The sequence below is a fragment of the Gilliamella sp. B2887 genome (genome assembly GCF_026537015.1).
In the GTDB taxonomy this organism is placed as follows: domain Bacteria; phylum Pseudomonadota; class Gammaproteobacteria; order Enterobacterales; family Orbaceae; genus Gilliamella.
The window spans coordinates 191,128-208,032 of record NZ_JAFNMX010000003.1 but is presented as its reverse complement, the minus strand read 5'-3'; the positions used below and the strand labels follow the sequence as shown (position 1 = coordinate 208,032).

The following is a 16,905-nucleotide window of genomic DNA, read 5'->3' as shown; positions in this document are numbered from 1 at the left end:
TTTCATTCACCATGATTAGACTTCACCCTTTGATTTATATCCTTTGATGCAGTTTTGCCAGCAATTCGACCAAAAGTAAAAATATCGGTTAATGAATTACCGCCAAGTCTATTACCTGCGTGAATACCACCTGCAACTTCACCTGCGGCATATAAACCTGTAATTTTTTGTCCTGATTTATCTAATACATGTGTTTGCTTGTCGATTTTTAAACCTCCCATAGTATGATGAACAGCGGGTTTTCTCGGAGTAGCATAAAATGGCGGAATATGGACTTTCAAATCAAAAACATCTTTGCCAAATTCAGGATCGTTTCCGGCATCAACATAATTATTATAATTAGTTATAGTTTGTTTTAAGACTTTTGCATCCATACCCAGTTTTTGTGCTAACTCTTCTAAAGTATTAGCACAAAATAGCGTGCCAGCCGCAATTTGTTTGTCAATTTTTTCTTGAGACGTGTTATAAGCAGTTTTCTTAATTTCTTCATCAGCAATTAGATAAAATAACCCACCATTATCAATTGCAGCTTGGGTAAGTTTATCTCTACTGCCATACTCATTCACGAAACGCTTACCTTGCTTATTAACCATAATGAAGTTTTGTGGGGGAACTTGCAATCCACTAAATAACGCACCGGTTTCAGGATCAGAAACTGGCATCATTTGGGAAAATCCCATACCAACAAGATCAGCTCCAACACTTTGTCCTAAAATAATACCATCACCTGTAATAGCAGGCGAATTTGATGTTTTAATATCATCATCAATTTCTGTCCAATAGGTATTATATTCTTTTAACATTTTCGTATTAGCACCAAAACCACCAGAAGCTAAAATAACCGCATCAGCTTTCACTGTAACTTTCTTACCATTTAAACCACTGCCTATTATCCCAACAACTTGCCCTTTTTCAACAATTAATTCTTTTACTGCTGTATCTGTAATGATTATACCGCCATGAACTTCGACATATTTTTGTAAAGCTGAGATATAAGCATAGCCTTCACTCTTTATTGGTTTATGACCTCTACGCCATAATGCTCCAACAGGCATGGTCACATCATGTTTATCAAATTCAACACCAATATTTTCCAACCATTTAACGGAATCTAAAGCTTCATCAGTTAAAATTTTCACTAAATCGTATTGACCATAAATGACATTGCCTAATTGATCCGTTCTTTTACCCCCAAGGTAAGTTTGAATACGATGCAATAATGCAGAATCAAATAAATACCCAGTCTTATCTCTATTTTCAGCCAGATAATCATTAATCTGCTGCTTTAATATTTTAAAATCATCAAGGTATTGAGTATCAATAGCTGACTCATTGATTGTCGCGATTTCTTGTAAAGTATGACTTTCACCAGCCATGGCGCTAAACGTATTTTGCCATTTAGGATTAGCCGCATTCATTGGCCCTCCCGTACGTACTGTATTACCACCAACGGCAGGGAACTTCTCAACCACTATAACTTTTTTCCCCTCTTGTATAACACTTGCTGCTGCAGATAAACCAGCACCACCAGCACCCACCACAACCACATCGGTTTCATATTGCACATCGCTATTATCAATCGCACTTGGAGCTTTTGGTCGTTTACGTAATACATCAGGGTTACCACCAGCCAACTTAATTGCTTTAGCTACACCATCAATCACGCCATTACTAGTAACAGATGCACCTGATAAAATATCTACATTAAGGGTTTGCCCTTCAAGGATTTGTGATGGAATACGTTTAAATACCACATCAGCAATGCCTTCAGATTCACCCTCTATATCAATATCAATCGACTCAATACGATCATTTGACAACATAACCACCATCGGTAAATCACCATTATGGCCTGGTGCAGTAACACAGTATCTTCCAGGTTTAAAAGAGATTTCTTCTGGAACATTAAGTAAGCTTAATACTTGAGTAAAGCGAGTAAACCTGAAAAAACAGCTGTCTAAGAAATCAATTGTACGTTCTGATTTAAGATCACCCTTTTCATCAAATGCTTCATGCGCTCGTCCAAGTAAAAATTCAGATCCTGGCATAACATTGGCATTCACTCCCGGCGCATCGAGGATTTGTCTTAAATGTAATTGTGCTCTTGATGAACCTTGTACATCATAAGCAGCACCTACAATCATCACTGGTTTGCCATCAAATGGATGTAAATTAAATGATAGCCATTCAATAATGCTTTTTAGAGCTGATGGAATAGAATGATTATGTTCAGGAGTAGCAATGATCACGCCATCAGCCTGTATAATTTTATTATTAAAATTCTGAATAATCGGATTATTAGATTGATCATTTGATTCATTAAACATTGGCACATCAATCAATTCTAATAGTTCAATTTCGGCTTTATCAGCAAAATGTTTTTGCATAAATTGTAGTAGTAAACGGTTATAAGACTTCTGAGCATTTGTTCCAACAATTCCGATTAATTTCATTATAACGCTCCTTCTTTAGCTGCTTTTTTCCAATTGAATTTCTTATTTTTTTCTGTATTACATTGTGATTTTTTAAGTAATTCATTAGTGAATGTAACAAACAAAATGAATTCTTCGAAACATTCCTCTAATTCTTTAACTTTATCGGGATAAATAAGAACACCATTTTCATCAAAAGCTTGGAGCGAATGCCCTAAAAGGAATTCTGAACTTGGCATAATTCGTGCTTTTAGCTCTGGAGCATCTAAAATTTGCCGTAAATGCGCCTGTGCTCTTGAAGAACCTAACGATCCATGGGAAGCTCCTACAATCATCACACATTTATTAATTAGTGGGCGAGTTGTGTAAGACAACCACTCAATAGCACTTTTTAAGGCCGCAGTAATTGAATGATCATATTCTGGTGTGGCAATAATCACCCCATCAACTGCTTCAATTTTATCTGATAACTCTTTTACTGTTGAAGGAGGAGTTTTATCTTCAGGCTCATTAAATGCAGGCAATGACTTAATTTCACAAACTTCAATTTCTGCTTTGTGCGCAAAATGCGTTTTCATAAAATGGAGTAATTTCCTATTAGTTGAACGATCCGAATTCGTGCCAACTATGCCAATAAATTTCACTTTAAAACCTCACTTAGTAATTATCAGTACAAATTTTATTAATATTTCATTTTTTTAGAATAAATTATTTAGAAATCCTACAAAACAGTTGTATATTTAATTATTAGATTTAGCATGTTTATATTTGAGTGATATGCATATCAAAGTTAGTTTAGAACAGAAAAATACATTTGTGAAATAGCTGATTAATTATAGAGTTATAAGTAATTTGTTATAACAAAGTAAAACAGGAAATGAGAGATAAAATGACTAAAATAAATTCATTAAATATGATGCAATACATTGATGTTTTACTTAAACATGGAAATTACACCAAAGCAGCAAAAAATCTTTATATTTCTCAATCATATTTAACGCAAACAATAATAAAAATAGAAAATCAAATTGGTATTGAAATCATTAATCGTCAAACGGTACCCTTACAATTAACTGAAGCAGGTAAGATTTATTATCAATATTTAGCTTCACTGGTAGACAAAGAAGAACAATTTAAAAGAAAAATAAAAAAGTACACTGATACAAATTATGAAGTAATTCAAATAGGTGTTTTACCTTGTTTAGGTACCTATTTGCTGCCACTTTTTTTGCCAGAATTTATGCAAAAATATCCAAATGTAAAAATTGAATTACATGAATATACTCCAACAAATCTTGAAGAAAAAACAGAAAATAATACGTTAGATTTTTTTATTGGGCAAAATCCTGAAACAATATCACAAAACTTAATTAGCCATACCTGTGGCAAACATTGCTATTATGCGCTGATCCCTCAAAGCTCAAAACTTTATCAAAAAAATCCAAAAATACTTGAATGTAATAATGATGTTATAAAAATGTTACTGCAAGAAAAGCTTATTTTAACAGCACATGGATCGGCAATTCGTCATCAGATTGAATATCTAATTCAAAAATATAAAATTGAACCCCAAATAATTCTTGAAAGTAGTAATATTTTTACACTTGTTGAGTTAGCCAAAAAAGGGATAGGTATTACTTTCATTCCAGAAAGTGTTAATATTTGCAATAAAAAAAATGATCAAGCTTATAACTTATTACCACTTCCTTTAGATCTCATTTCTCTTAATTACTTTATTGCATATTCTGCAAATAGAGCTTTAAATTCTTCTAAAAGGGCGCTTGTTGATATTTTTATCTCATCACTTAATCGTGAAGCCAAGCCATTTAATTAATACTTATTTAATCTATAAATGATTCATTCAATAAGCAAACCATCTGAACAAGCAAACTTATGATTAATCGTAACAATCATTCCTTCAATATCAGGTATTTTATTTATAGCCTTTATAGCATACTGAGCACTTGCCCCATAAAGCTGTGTAGTCCAAATTTCTCCATTAAGCGAGTTTTTTGACACAATAGTAATACTGGTTAGATCGGTTTCTACTGGATATCCAGTTCGACTATCAAAAATATGATGATAGGTTTTGCCATTATAACTAAATGTTCGTTCATAAATACCAGATGTAACCACTGACTGATTTTTTATTTTTAGTGCAGTGATAATATTTCCTCTTGGTTGAAAAGGATTCTGAATACCCACTCGCCAGTATCCATCATCATGAAAAGGACAATCACCAAAAGTTAAAACATTTCCACCTAAATTAATAAATGCTGCTTTGGCACTTTGTTGTTTAAAAAACTCAATTATCTTATCAGCAAAAAAACCTTTAGCTAATGCACCTAAATCAATAGCCATTTCTGGTTGAGTGAGAAAAACAGAATTATTGGATTCATCTAAAATAATATTATTAGGATTAATAAACTTTAATTGCTGTTTTATTTCTTTATCAGAAGGATATCTAGCATCATTAAAACCAATTCGCCAAGTTTGTATTAAAGGTCCTATCGCAATATTTAAAAAACTATTATCAATAGTGCTTTGGATTTTTCCAATCTTAATTAATGTAAAAAGGTCTGCTGATACTGGTACAAATTTAATCCCAGCATTTTGATTGATATTCATTAATTCTGATTTAGGATTATTAGCACTAAAACGACGATCGTAATCCATTAACTGATTTTCTGCTGCATCTAATAAAACTTCTGCATTATCGTCTAACAACCATATTTCAATAATAGTACCCATTATATGAATAAATCGTTTTTGTTGAAGCATTGTTGATTGTTCCTAAATTCACAATTTTACACATTACAATTATTTTTTAACAAAAACCAGTCACCATCAATCTCTATTATCCATAAAAATTTAACAAGTAAGCTATTTGTAAAATTTTATTTACACAACAAAAAGATAACTTATAAATTCACTCATTTATAAAAAACAGCTTTATATATTACATATATAATATTATGAAACCATCATTATGAAATAAAAACAAAAAATTCTATTTACTATTATGTAATTTTGTGTTTACATAGTAGGCGTTTATGTAATTAATATTTTACATATAAAATATTTAAAAGATTTTTCATAAGGAAAATAAAAATGTTAAAAGATACGTTGAATAATGTTCGAATTAGAGATGAACATATGCTAATCACCCCTAATGAAATAAAACAACTTTACCCACTTTCTCCAGAATTAGAAAACCAAATTGCTTCGTCACGAAAAACTGTAGTTGATATTTTAGAGAGAAAAGATCCCCGATTACTCATTGTCTGTGGTCCATGTTCTATTCATGATCCTCAAGCAGCAATTGAATATGCGCATAAACTAAAAAAATTATCTGACGAAGTTAGCAATGATTTATTTATTGTTATGCGTGTTTACTTTGAAAAACCTAGAACAACCGTTGGTTGGAAAGGTATGATAAATGATCCACATATGGATAGTTCATTTGACATTGAGTACGGACTCAAAAAAGCCCGTAAATTATTACTTGATATCACTAAAATCGGTTTACCTATCGCAACCGAGGCATTAGATCCAAACACACCACAATACATTGCCGATTTAATTAGCTGGTCTGCTATAGGTGCAAGAACAACAGAATCACAAACCCATCGTGAAATGGCATCTGGTTTATCCATGCCAGTTGGTTTTAAAAATGGTACCGATGGCAATTTAGATGTCGCAATTAATGCTATGAAATCAGCTTCTATGCCTCACCGTTTTGTAGGTATTAACCAGCAAGGACAAGTAACAGTTTTACAAACTGTCGGTAATTCTCATGGACATGTGATCTTACGTGGAGGTAAAGCTCCAAATTATAATGCTGAAAATGTTGCACTATGTGAAATACAGATGAAACAAGCGGGGTTATTACCGAATTTAATGATTGACTGTAGTCATGCAAATTCTAATAAGAATTATCGTAATCAACCAATTGTTGCAGATTCAATTATTGAGCAAATCAAACTTGGAAATAATTCAATTATTGGTGTGATGATTGAAAGTAATCTAGTTGAAGGTAATCAATCTTCCGAACAATCAAAAGAAAACTTTAAATATGGTGTTTCAGTGACTGATGCTTGTATCAACTGGGATGAAACAGACATATTACTTAGAAAAATGGCAAATACTTTAGCAAATCCTCTTGTAGCAAGACAAAAACAAGATGCAAGCGCTTAATGTAGCCATTTTATTTTAACAAATAACCGCCGACAAATTTCGGCGGTTTTTATATTTTAACCCAACTGCTTACGTGCATTGCGGAATATTCGCATCCATGGACTGTCTTCCCCCCAATTATCAGGATGCCATGAATTAGTTACTGTTCTAAATACTCGTTCAGGGTGAGGCATCATAATGGTTGCACGGCCATCACTTGAAGTCACAGCCGTAATACCATTTGGTGAGCCATTTGGATTAGCAGGATACTGTTGTGTTACATTGCCGAAATGATCAATGTAACGTACTGTAATTAATCCTGATGTTTCTAATTCAGATAAGTGAGCATCATCTCGAATTTCAACTCGCCCTTCCCCATGTGATACTGCAATTGGCATATGCGAACCCGCCATATCAGTAAAAAATAATGAAGGGCTAGATTGAATTTGTACCAAACTAAAACGTCCTTCAAATCGTTCTGATAAATTACGCACAAAACGTGGCCATAAATCAGCACCAGGAATTAGATCTTTTAAATTTGACATCATTTGACAACCATTACAGACACCTAATGATAAAGTATCATTACGATGAAAAAATTGTTCAAATTCATATCTAGCTTGCTCATTAAATAAAATTGATTTAGCCCATCCCTCTCCAGCACCTAAAACATCACCATATGAGAAACCACCGCAAGCAACAAGAGTATGAAATTGATCTAAAGTCACCTGACCAGATAATAAATCAGTCATATGGACATCAATTGATTCAAAACCAGCTCGATTAAATGCAGCGGCCATTTCAACATGAGAGTTAATACCTTGTTCACGTAAAATCGCAACTTTCGGTTTCACTCCTTTTAATATATAAGGTGCGGCAAGGTCTTGCATTGGATCAAACGTAAGCCATACATTCAAGCCCGGATCATCATTATTTTGTTTGGCTTGATGTTCTTGATCGGCACACGCTGGATTATCACGTAAACGTTGCATTTGCCATGTGGTTTCAGCCCACCATGTTCTTAATGTTAAACGAGATTCGCTATAAACTACTGCTATATTATTACGTATAATGAATTGCTGTCCTGCTTTTGCTTTACCTAGCGTATGAATCGCATGAGAAAGTTCAAACTGCTTAAAGCATGCCATTACCCTATCTAAATCCTTTCCACGAATTTGAATAACGGCCCCCAGTTCCTCATTAAATAGAGAAGCAATCACATCACTACCAAGCGTATGAATATCGACATCAATACCACAATGCCCAGCAAAAGCCATTTCCGCCAGGGTAACTAATAAACCACCATCTGAACGGTCATGGTAAGAGACTAGCAAACTGTCCGCGATTAATGTTTGGATAGCTTGATAAAAAGATGCTAATTCATTAGCATCATGAACATCAGCTGTTTTTTGCCCTAAATGACGATAAACTTGTGCTAATGCAGTTGCCCCCAATGCTTGATGACCTTTGGATAAATCAATAAGCAATAATAAATTATCTTTATCTGTGCATAATTGAGGTGTGACAGTTTTACGAACATCTTCAACTCGAGCAAATGCTGAAATTACTAGCGACAATGGTGAAATTACTGCTTTTTGTTCACCATCTTGTTGCCATGTTGTTTTCATTGACATTGAATCTTTACCAACAGGAATCGCCAACCCTAAAGCTGGACATAATTCTTCGCCAATAGCCTTAACTGCTTCATACAGACCGGCATCTTCACCTGGATGACCTGCAGCAGCCATCCAATTAGCCGAAAGCTTAATCCGTTTAATATCGCCAATGTTGGTCGCTGCAATATTGGTAATTGCTTCACCAACAGCTAATCTTGCTGATGCAGCGTAATTAAGTAGTGCAACAGGAGCACGCTCACCAATCGACATAGCCTCACCATAATAACTGTCTAAACTTGCTGTTGTCACTGCACAATCGGCAACGGGTACTTGCCAAGGTCCAACCATTTGATCGCGAACAACCATTCCTGTTACCGAACGGTCACCAATCGTAATTAAAAAAGTTTTTTCAGCAATCGTTGGCAAATGTAAAACGCGTTTAACCGCGTCATATAAATTAATGTCATTTGGTGAAAAATTATCACCATGAGCTTGTCGAGACTTAACCTCTCGTAGCATTTTAGGGGGTTTACCAAGTAAAACATCTAAAGGTAAATCTATCGGATTATTATTAAAATGTTCATCATGTAAAACTACCGCTTTATTTAATGTAGCCTCTCCGATAACTGCATAAGGTGTACGTTCACGTTTACAAAATTCATCAAATAACTCAAGACTTTCTGGATGAATAGCCAGCACATAACGCTCTTGTGATTCATTACACCAAATTTCCAACGGCGACATACCTGATTCATCACTTAATATTTTACGTAATTCAAACTGCCCCCCACAGCCACCATCACTAACCAGTTCCGGCATAGCGTTAGACAAGCCACCTGCACCGACATCATGGATAAACAAAATAGGATTTTCATCACCAAGTTGCCAGCAACGATCTATCACTTCTTGGCAACGCCGTTCCATTTCAGCGTTATCACGTTGAACTGATGCAAAATCAAGATCAGCATTAGATTGCCCAGATGTCATTGAAGAGGCTGCTCCTCCTCCCAAACCGATATTCATGGCAGAGCCACCAAGAACAATTAATTTGGAACCAATAGGGAATTCCCCTTTTTGGATATGTTCACGGCGAATATTTCCCAAACCACCGGCTAACATAATAGGTTTATGATATCCTCTAACTTCTTCACCATTAAAGCTATTTACTTTTTCCTCATATGTACGAAAATAGCCTAACAATGCAGGACGCCCAAACTCATTATTAAATGCGGCACCTCCTAAAGGTCCATCCATCATAATGTCAAAAGCGCTCACTATTCTGTCAGGTTTGCCAAAATCTTGTTCCCATGGTTGTTCAAAATTTGGGATTCGTAAATTTGAAACTGAAAAGCCAACTAATCCAGCTTTCGGTTTGGCACCTTTTCCTGTTGCACCTTCGTCACGGATCTCACCACCACTACCTGTTGCCGCACCTGGCCAAGGTGATATCGCTGTTGGATGATTATGCGTTTCAACCTTCATTAAAATATCTACATATTCCTGATGATAATTGTAGGTTCGATTTCCATAATCAGCAAAAAATCTACCTACTTTAGAACCTTCCATAACCGCGGCATTATCTTTATAAGCAGATGAAACATAATCAGGTACATTTTCAAAGGTGTTCTTTATCATTTTAAACAATGATTTAGGCTGCTTAATACCATCAATAATCCAATCTGCATTGAAAATTTTATGTCGACAATGCTCTGAATTTGCTTGCGCAAACATATACAGTTCAATATCTGTTGGATTACGATTTAATTTTTTAAAACTTTCAACTAAATAATCAATTTCATCAGATGCTAACGCTAAACCTAACTTGATATTAGTCTCCTCGAGTGCCTGTCGTCCTTGACCTAACAAATCCACAACAATTACTGGTGCTGGTTCATCAACTTTAAATAATTGTTCTGCTTGATCAAATCTGGTTAATACGGCTTCCATCATACGATCATGAATTAACTCGGCAAATTCATCTTTTTGAGATTGAGTCATTGGCAAACTTGTTGCAATGTAATAAGCAATACCCCGCTCAATACGATGAATTTGTGTTAAACCACAGTTATGAGCAATATCAGTTGCTTTTGAGGACCATGGAGAAATCGTGCCAGCACGAGGCGTGACTAAAAAGAGTTGTCTATTGGTATTACAATCTTCATCTACGTGAACAGATTTCGGACCATATTTTAATAATTTTTCAAGTATTGATTGTTGCTCAACTGTAAACTCATCAATTGAATCAATAAAATGGATAAATTGAGCTTCAAGGCTAATAACGGGAATGGATTTTTCATGACAAATAGATAAGATTTTACTAATACGAAATGCGGATAAAGCAGAAGAACCAGCTAAAATTTTCATGCTAATTACTCTTTTTAAGACCAAAATAGGTAAAAAATAGAGCAATAGTATAAAAGAAACTGCACATTATGGCTATCTTAAAAACAGTTTATATTGTGTGGATAATCATGCATTAAGTTGCCTAACTTTATGATAAGTATTGAATATCAAATAAATAATAGAGAAATGATAATGAATAATGGTATCATGTTATTTAATGAATCGTAAAATTTATAAGTTGTGTTTACTGAATAATATATTGAGAGGAAAATTAAGGTAAATGATTCTTGCAATTGATGTTTATTACATAAATAACCAAGCAAAATCTGTAGGAATTTTATTTAATCATTGGGCTGATAATAAATGTGATATTGAAAGAATCATTATTGATTATCAAAATAATGTTGCCCCTTATCAATCAGGTCAGTTTTATCAACGAGAACTACCTTGTATAATGTCACTTTTAAATAAAATCGATTTAAGCAAAATTACCACAATTGTTATTGATGGATATGTGCACTTGAATAACGGTAAGATAGGATTAGGTGGATATTTATATAATGCTTTAGATAAAAAAATACCCATTATTGGAGTAGCGAAAAAACCTTTTTATGAAAATAGTGAATACTTAATCGAAGTAGCTCGAGGGCAAAGTAAACATCCTTTATATGTCACTGCTTTAGGTATATCATTAGAAAAGGCTGCGGAAAATGTAAAATCAATGTCAGGTAAATATAGAATACCTGATTTACTTAACTATCTAGATCAACAAACAAAATTATTTAAATTTGAAGATTAAAGATTAAATTTTAATAATCCGCCGACCTAAGTCGGCGAATGTCATGTTATTGTTTAAGCATCGTTCCAACTATCTCTCAATCCGACAGTTCGATTGAATACCAAATTATCATCTGAGGCATATTTGCTGTCTAAACAAAAGTAACCTTCACGTTCAAACTGAAAAGCCTTACCGATCTCTGCATATTGTAAACTTGGCTCAACAAAACCTCTTTTAATCAATAAAGAATTAGGATTAATGGTCGATAAAAAGTCATCGGCTGATCCAGGATTTGGCGTATTAAACAAACGATCGTAAAGACGAATTTCAGCTGGTTTTGCAAATTTAGCTGACACCCAATGAATTACACCTTTAATTTTACGCCCATCTTCTGGATTTTTATTTAATGTAGTAGGATCATAAGTACAATAGATCGTTTGGATATTACCTTCTGAGTCTTTTTCAACGCGATCAGCACGAATTACATAAGCATTACGCAAACGAACTTCTTTTCCTAAAACTAAACGCTTATAATTTTTATTAGCTTCTTCTCTAAAATCAGCACGATCGATATAAATTTCACGAGTAAAAGTCACTTCACGATTACCTAACTCTGGACGATTAGGATGATTAGGCATGCTTAATACTTCATCAAGTGTTTCTGAAAAGTTCTCAATTACTATTTTAACAGGATCAAGCACTGCCATAGCACGTGGGGCATTCTCATTAAGATCTTCACGAATACAAAACTCAAGCGTACTCATCTCAACGGTATTTTCTTGTTTAGTTACGCCAATACGACGGCAAAATTCACGAATCGAGGCTGGTGTATATCCACGGCGACGTAGGCCTGAAACAGTAGGCATACGTGGATCATTCCAACCATCAACAATTTTTTCTGTCACTAACAACGTCAGTTTACGTTTAGAAGTTATTGCATACTCTAAATTTAAACGAGAAAACTCATACTGATGCGGACGAGCCTCAATTGTAATGTTATCCAACACCCAATCATATAAACGCCGATTATCTTGGAACTCAAGTGTACAGAGAGAATGGGTAATATTTTCAATCGCATCGGAAATACAATGGGTAAAATCGTACATTGGATAGATACACCACTTATTACCTGTTTGGTGATGCTCTGCAAATTTAATGCGATATAAAACAGGATCGCGCATGACAATGAATGGAGATGTCATATCGATTTTAGCGCGTAAACAAGCCTTCCCTTCAGCAAAGATACCTTCTCTCATTTGTTTAAAAAGTGCCAAATTTTCATCAACACTACGGTTGCGGTAAGGACTATTTTTACCTGGTTGAGTTAGCGTTCCTCGATATTCACGAATTTCATCAGCTGATAGTTCATCAACATAAGCGAGTCCTTTTTCGATAAGCTCAATAGCATACTCATATAAACGGTCGAAATAATCAGATGAATAACAAATTTCACCATCCCACTCAAAACCTAACCAGCGTACATCTTCTTTAATTGACTCAACATATTCAATATCTTCTTTAACTGGATTAGTATCATCAAAACGTAAATTACATTTACCCTGATAATCCTGAGCTAGGCCAAAGTTTAAACATATTGATTTAGCATGACCTATATGTAAATAACCATTTGGCTCCGGTGGAAAACGAGTATGTGTTGTTTTATATTTTCCTGCTGCAAGATCTGCATCTATAATTTGGCGAATAAAATTTGTTGGACGATTATCAGTCTCAGCCGGTAGTGAACCGCTCATAAAAAACCTCTGATTTTATATTTCAATGACGAATTTAAAAATTTGTTCTGTCACTTTTTATCATTTTGACTAAAGAATATAACAAATTTTTTCTTTTTCTGAAATGGAAAAAAAGCAGACTTTTTATTCCGATAAAACACTATGTTTTACTAAAATTTATGCTTTACCTAATATTTCTGACAAGATAATCAACAAGAAAGAATGATTAAAAATCTTTAAAATCACCACGATACATTAAATCTAATAAACAGTTGGTCCTTCTTTGACAAATAGCATTGCAGTTATTCCAACCATAGTAATAACTGCAGCTAAGTAAAAACCACTATTTAAACTTACCGTTTTATCGGCAATCAAGTCTGAAAAATAAGGAGCACAGATTGATGCAGCCATACAAAAAAACTATACAGTCCAAATACAGTACTTAATGATGCTTTTGATGCATTATCAGAAACTAAAGCTATCAACACGGTATTTAAACTAATTTTACCAATATATCGCCAGGAACAAGTGATGGTATTTGAAATATTGTATAAGCGAAAAAAACAAACTTATCATGCCCCCCATTTTGTGCTTTATTTAAACCAAACTGGGATTGTAATTCTCATACTAAAGGAATTAAAACAGATCTTCCAGCATAAATAACATTACAATCCAAAAAGAAAAATTATCACAAACTTGATCCAATAAAATTTTGGAATTGAATGCATTGACTTATTTGTCATAATATTTACCTCACTGTTCAATAAAGTAAATATTATCTTATGATAAACTGTAAAAAATAACTTATTGAAACTTAATAATTATGATCATATTTAATAATAACGCATTAATTATAAGAAAATGATTAACAATCGTTAGACTTTAATGAAATCACAAACCTTGCTCCTCCAAGAGGGCTAGTAACGACGAAAGCATTACCATCATGAAATTCTGCCATTAATTTGACATATGCTAAACCAAGGCCATAACCACCAGTAGAACGTGTTCGACTGGTATCTAGTCTAGCAAAGGGCATAAAAATCTTTTCACGTGCTTCAAACGGAACGCCTGGTCCATCATCATCAATTTCAATTACTACGCTATTTTTCTGTTTTGTAATATTTAATACTGCTTTATGCGTAGCATATTTAAATGCATTTAGAAGTAAATTTTTAACAATTGTTTCTGCTAAATTAGTATCAATGATAGCTAAAACATCCTGACTATTGCACACTAATTCAAATCCTTTTGGTTTAAATAATGCTAAGGACTGACAGACTTTTTCAACCCATTGTTTTAATGAAACTTGAGTTAAGTTTAACTCAATATTACTCTGTTGCATTTTAAAGTAATTTAAGCTGGCACTGATTAAGGTTTCTAATTCGTTAATATCATCACTCATACCTTTTTGTAGAAGCAATTTTTCTTGTTCATCATTAGATTCTTCAAGCATACTAAGCTCAAATCGCATACGGGCAAGTGGTGTGCGCAGTTCGTGTGCCATAGCATGCGAGATAGTTTGGTTCGTACCAACTAAATGTTCTATGTGTGTTCCCATATTATTTAGAACTTTTGCGAGTGGTTTGAATAACCAGCCTTTAACGTTTTCAGTTCTGGCTTTTAAATTGCCCTGCCCAAGCTGTTCTGCAGTTTGTCTTATATTTACTAAATCTTTCCAAACTGCACTAAAAGCAAAATAGATTAGAATAAAAAAGATGATCGCACTAAATAACGCCCAAATAATTAAAAAAACACTTAATGACATAGTGTTAGACTGTAATATATCGCGCATTACGATAGGACCTAACTGTAATAAATTACCATCATTTAAATCAATGTAGACAACTTCTTTATCACTATCAAAAGAAAAACCAAGATTTTTTAATTCTTGAAAAACTGAATGCGGTAAAACCGTATTGATTGGTAAAATTTCTATTGGGTAGCCAAAATAAGGTTGCAACTCGTCAACAACTTCTTGCAAAGGACGATTTTTATTTTCGTTAATTCTCATACGAATTAAGTTTACTGTACCTCGTTGTGACTCACGAAATACAAGATGATCATCGGGCATATCAGTTAATGAGGAAGGTAAAGAATCAAATACCAATAAAGCTCCATAAGCAATGATACACTGCAAAGAAAGTAATATAACGAGATAAAATACAATTCGTCTATTAAAAAATAGTGGTTTGGCTAATAATTGACTCAATGACTATCCCCCTCACGCATGAATAAGTAACCTTTTCCTCGAACCGTTTTAATTCGTGATGGATTGTCAGGATCATCGAGCAATTTACGGCGAAGTCTTGATATACGGGAATCAATAGAACGATCGCTACCATCAAAATCAATACCACGCACTTGAGAAAAAATATCATCCCTTGATAATATGTTTCCAGCATTATTAGCCAATAACCATAGAAGATCAAATTCCGCGGTAGTTAAATCTATCTCTTGTTCTTGTAATACTACTTTCCTATTTTCGCCATCTATCACTAAGTTATCAAAAATAAGGGTTTTGTTATTTAAGGGCATAACCCATTCTTTGCCACAATCTTTTTCATTTTCTATCTGTTTACGTCGTAACAAGGCACGTATTCGAGCAAGTAATAATCTTGGTTCAACTGGTTTTGCCAAATAATCATCAGCACCAAGTTCAAGTCCGACAATTTCATCGATGTTATCTTCACTGGCTGTCATGATTAAAATATAATTGGCGAACCAGCCTCGTATATCACGACAAATATCAAAACCTGATTTTTGTGGCAACATTACATCTAATATGACCAAATCTGGATTGAGTTGACGAATTTTTTCTTCTGCTCCTTCACCACTATTATGCCAATCAACGGTATACCCTTGCCGAACAAGGTATACTTGTATGAGGTTGGCTAATCTTGGATCGTCTTCAATGATTAATATACGTTCGCTCATTATCGATTCTCATTACTATAGCTTATACCGAGTGAACCTCATTATACAGACAATTTCACCCTCGTTACAAAATATATACAAAGAGCCCACAAAGTTTAAAACTACTTTATGAGAAAATTTGCGCCATTATCTACAATTAGACTATTTTGATTTTAAAATGAATACTTTTTCATCGATGGCTGACCATCTTTTTTATCCATCTTATACTCAGCATCAGACTCCTATTGTCTTATGTGATTTTGATGGAACCATCAGTGTTAATGATGTAACCGATACTTTACTGAGTTATTTCGGGCAAGATGGTTGTGATGAGCTTGAAGAAATGTGGGTTAATGGCAAAATTGGCTCTCAAGAATGCATGAGTAAACAAATTGCTCTAATGGATGCCAGTTTAGAGGAACTCAATCAAGTTCTCTCCAAGATTGAAATCGATCCAATGTTTAAATCGTTTATTAATTATACCGAACAAAAGAATATTCCTGTTCATGTTGTGAGTGATGGGTTAGATTACGCAATACAGTTTGTATTAAAACGTCATGGAATTGAACATTTGCCTATTTTTGCCAATAAGTTGCTTCATGATAATAACCGTAGTTGGCGACTTGAATTTCCTTATGCCAATAAGGATTGTATTAAACAAAGTGGTAATTGCAAATGTAATCATGTTAAAAAGCAACAATATTTCCCCCAAATACTTTTTGTAGGAGATGGTACCTCAGACTACTGTGTATCACATAATGTTGATTATGTTTTTGCCAAAGACAAACTAGTGAATTACTGTAAAAAAAATAAGATTGCGCACTGTGCTATCAATAGTTTTGCTGATGTAACCAAAGCATTAGAACAAGCACAACATTCTTTAATTCCCATCATGATAGTAAAATAGTAAAGGCATA

Annotated in this window: 12 protein-coding genes; 4 read left to right on the top strand and 8 right to left on the bottom strand. The window is 34.0% G+C overall.

The genetic code is table 11. From position 1 onward, the window contains the following. Window positions 1–2 precede the first annotated feature (2 nt). Both J3U13_RS04370 and J3U13_RS04360 read right to left on the bottom strand, forming a co-directional pair. Window positions 3–2,453 (bottom strand): flavocytochrome c, encoded by a 2,451-nt coding sequence (locus J3U13_RS04370; protein WP_274460533.1) that lies wholly within the window; start codon window positions 2,451–2,453, stop codon window positions 3–5. Then, entirely contained in the window at window positions 2,453–3,076 is a 624-nt protein-coding gene (locus J3U13_RS04360) for an NADPH-dependent FMN reductase (RefSeq protein WP_267340386.1), read from the bottom strand. Before J3U13_RS04360 ends, J3U13_RS04370 begins: the two co-directional genes overlap by 1 nt. A gap of 245 nt (window positions 3,077–3,321) precedes the next feature. On the opposite strand from J3U13_RS04360, the gene J3U13_RS04355 reads away from it, so the two are divergent. Further along, window positions 3,322–4,266, top strand: a complete 945-nt coding sequence (locus J3U13_RS04355) for a LysR family transcriptional regulator (protein WP_267340385.1) — start codon at window positions 3,322–3,324, stop codon at window positions 4,264–4,266. A 23-nt stretch (window positions 4,267–4,289) separates the two neighbouring features. Here the strand turns inward: J3U13_RS04355 and J3U13_RS04350 are convergent, their stop codons facing one another. After that, on the bottom strand, window positions 4,290–5,213 hold the full coding sequence (locus J3U13_RS04350) for an FAD:protein FMN transferase (RefSeq protein WP_267340384.1): 924 nt from the start codon (window positions 5,211–5,213) through the stop codon (window positions 4,290–4,292). A 330-nt stretch (window positions 5,214–5,543) separates the two neighbouring features. Between J3U13_RS04350 and J3U13_RS04345 the strand changes: the two genes are divergently transcribed. Further along, complete coding sequence (locus tag J3U13_RS04345; RefSeq protein ID WP_267340382.1) at window positions 5,544–6,629, top strand: 3-deoxy-7-phosphoheptulonate synthase; 1,086 nt, start codon at window positions 5,544–5,546, stop codon at window positions 6,627–6,629. 56 nt (window positions 6,630–6,685) lie between these two features. Here J3U13_RS04345 and purL read toward each other — a convergent pair whose 3' ends face one another. Further along, on the bottom strand, window positions 6,686–10,588 hold the full coding sequence (gene purL / locus J3U13_RS04340; protein WP_267340381.1) for a phosphoribosylformylglycinamidine synthase: 3,903 nt from the start codon (window positions 10,586–10,588) through the stop codon (window positions 6,686–6,688). 259 nt (window positions 10,589–10,847) lie between these two features. Between purL and J3U13_RS04335 the strand changes: the two genes are divergently transcribed. Next, window positions 10,848–11,366 (top strand): endonuclease V, encoded by a 519-nt coding sequence (locus J3U13_RS04335; protein WP_267340380.1) that lies wholly within the window; start codon window positions 10,848–10,850, stop codon window positions 11,364–11,366. A 53-nt stretch (window positions 11,367–11,419) separates the two neighbouring features. Here J3U13_RS04335 and glnS read toward each other — a convergent pair whose 3' ends face one another. From glnS to J3U13_RS04315, 4 genes are all read right to left on the bottom strand, one after another. Further along, window positions 11,420–13,096, bottom strand: a complete 1,677-nt coding sequence (glnS, locus tag J3U13_RS04330) for a glutamine--tRNA ligase (protein ID WP_267340378.1) — start codon at window positions 13,094–13,096, stop codon at window positions 11,420–11,422. A 240-nt stretch (window positions 13,097–13,336) separates the two neighbouring features. Continuing rightward, entirely contained in the window at window positions 13,337–13,486 is a 150-nt protein-coding gene (locus J3U13_RS04325) for a hypothetical protein (protein WP_267340377.1), read from the bottom strand. Between the two features lie 454 nt (window positions 13,487–13,940). Beyond that, window positions 13,941–15,284 carry an ATP-binding protein gene (locus J3U13_RS04320; protein WP_267340375.1) on the bottom strand — a complete coding sequence of 448 codons (1,344 nt, stop codon included), beginning with the start codon at window positions 15,282–15,284 and terminating at the stop codon, window positions 13,941–13,943. Next, entirely contained in the window at window positions 15,281–16,009 is a 729-nt protein-coding gene (locus tag J3U13_RS04315) for a response regulator transcription factor (protein WP_267340374.1), read from the bottom strand. The genes J3U13_RS04320 and J3U13_RS04315 overlap by 4 nt, the downstream gene beginning before the upstream one ends. 157 nt (window positions 16,010–16,166) lie before the next feature. On the opposite strand from J3U13_RS04315, the gene J3U13_RS04310 reads away from it, so the two are divergent. Beyond that, the gene (locus tag J3U13_RS04310; RefSeq protein ID WP_267340373.1) at window positions 16,167–16,895 is read left to right on the top strand and encodes an MtnX-like HAD-IB family phosphatase; all 729 of its coding nucleotides are present in this window, start codon (window positions 16,167–16,169) and stop codon (window positions 16,893–16,895) included. Window positions 16,896–16,905: the final 10 nt, after the last annotated feature.

Bases quoted from the DNA above. Each gene is read 5' to 3' on its own strand.
- J3U13_RS04315 (WP_267340374.1), bottom strand. From the start codon at position 16,009: ATGAGCGAACGTATATTAATCATTGAAGACGATCCAAGATTAGCCAAC.
- glnS (WP_267340378.1), bottom strand. From the start codon at position 13,096: ATGAGCGGTTCACTACCGGCTGAGACTGATAATCGTCCAACAAATTTT.
- purL (WP_267340381.1), bottom strand. From the start codon at position 10,588: ATGAAAATTTTAGCTGGTTCTTCTGCTTTATCCGCATTTCGTATTAGT.
- J3U13_RS04345 (WP_267340382.1), top strand. From the start codon at position 5,544: ATGTTAAAAGATACGTTGAATAATGTTCGAATTAGAGATGAACATATG.
- J3U13_RS04310 (WP_267340373.1), top strand. From the start codon at position 16,167: ATGAATACTTTTTCATCGATGGCTGACCATCTTTTTTATCCATCTTAT.
- J3U13_RS04370 (WP_274460533.1), bottom strand. From the start codon at position 2,453: ATGAAATTAATCGGAATTGTTGGAACAAATGCTCAGAAGTCTTATAAC.
- J3U13_RS04325 (WP_267340377.1), bottom strand. From the start codon at position 13,486: ATGGCTGCATCAATCTGTGCTCCTTATTTTTCAGACTTGATTGCCGAT.
- J3U13_RS04335 (WP_267340380.1), top strand. From the start codon at position 10,848: ATGATTCTTGCAATTGATGTTTATTACATAAATAACCAAGCAAAATCT.
- J3U13_RS04350 (WP_267340384.1), bottom strand. From the start codon at position 5,213: ATGCTTCAACAAAAACGATTTATTCATATAATGGGTACTATTATTGAA.
- J3U13_RS04355 (WP_267340385.1), top strand. From the start codon at position 3,322: ATGACTAAAATAAATTCATTAAATATGATGCAATACATTGATGTTTTA.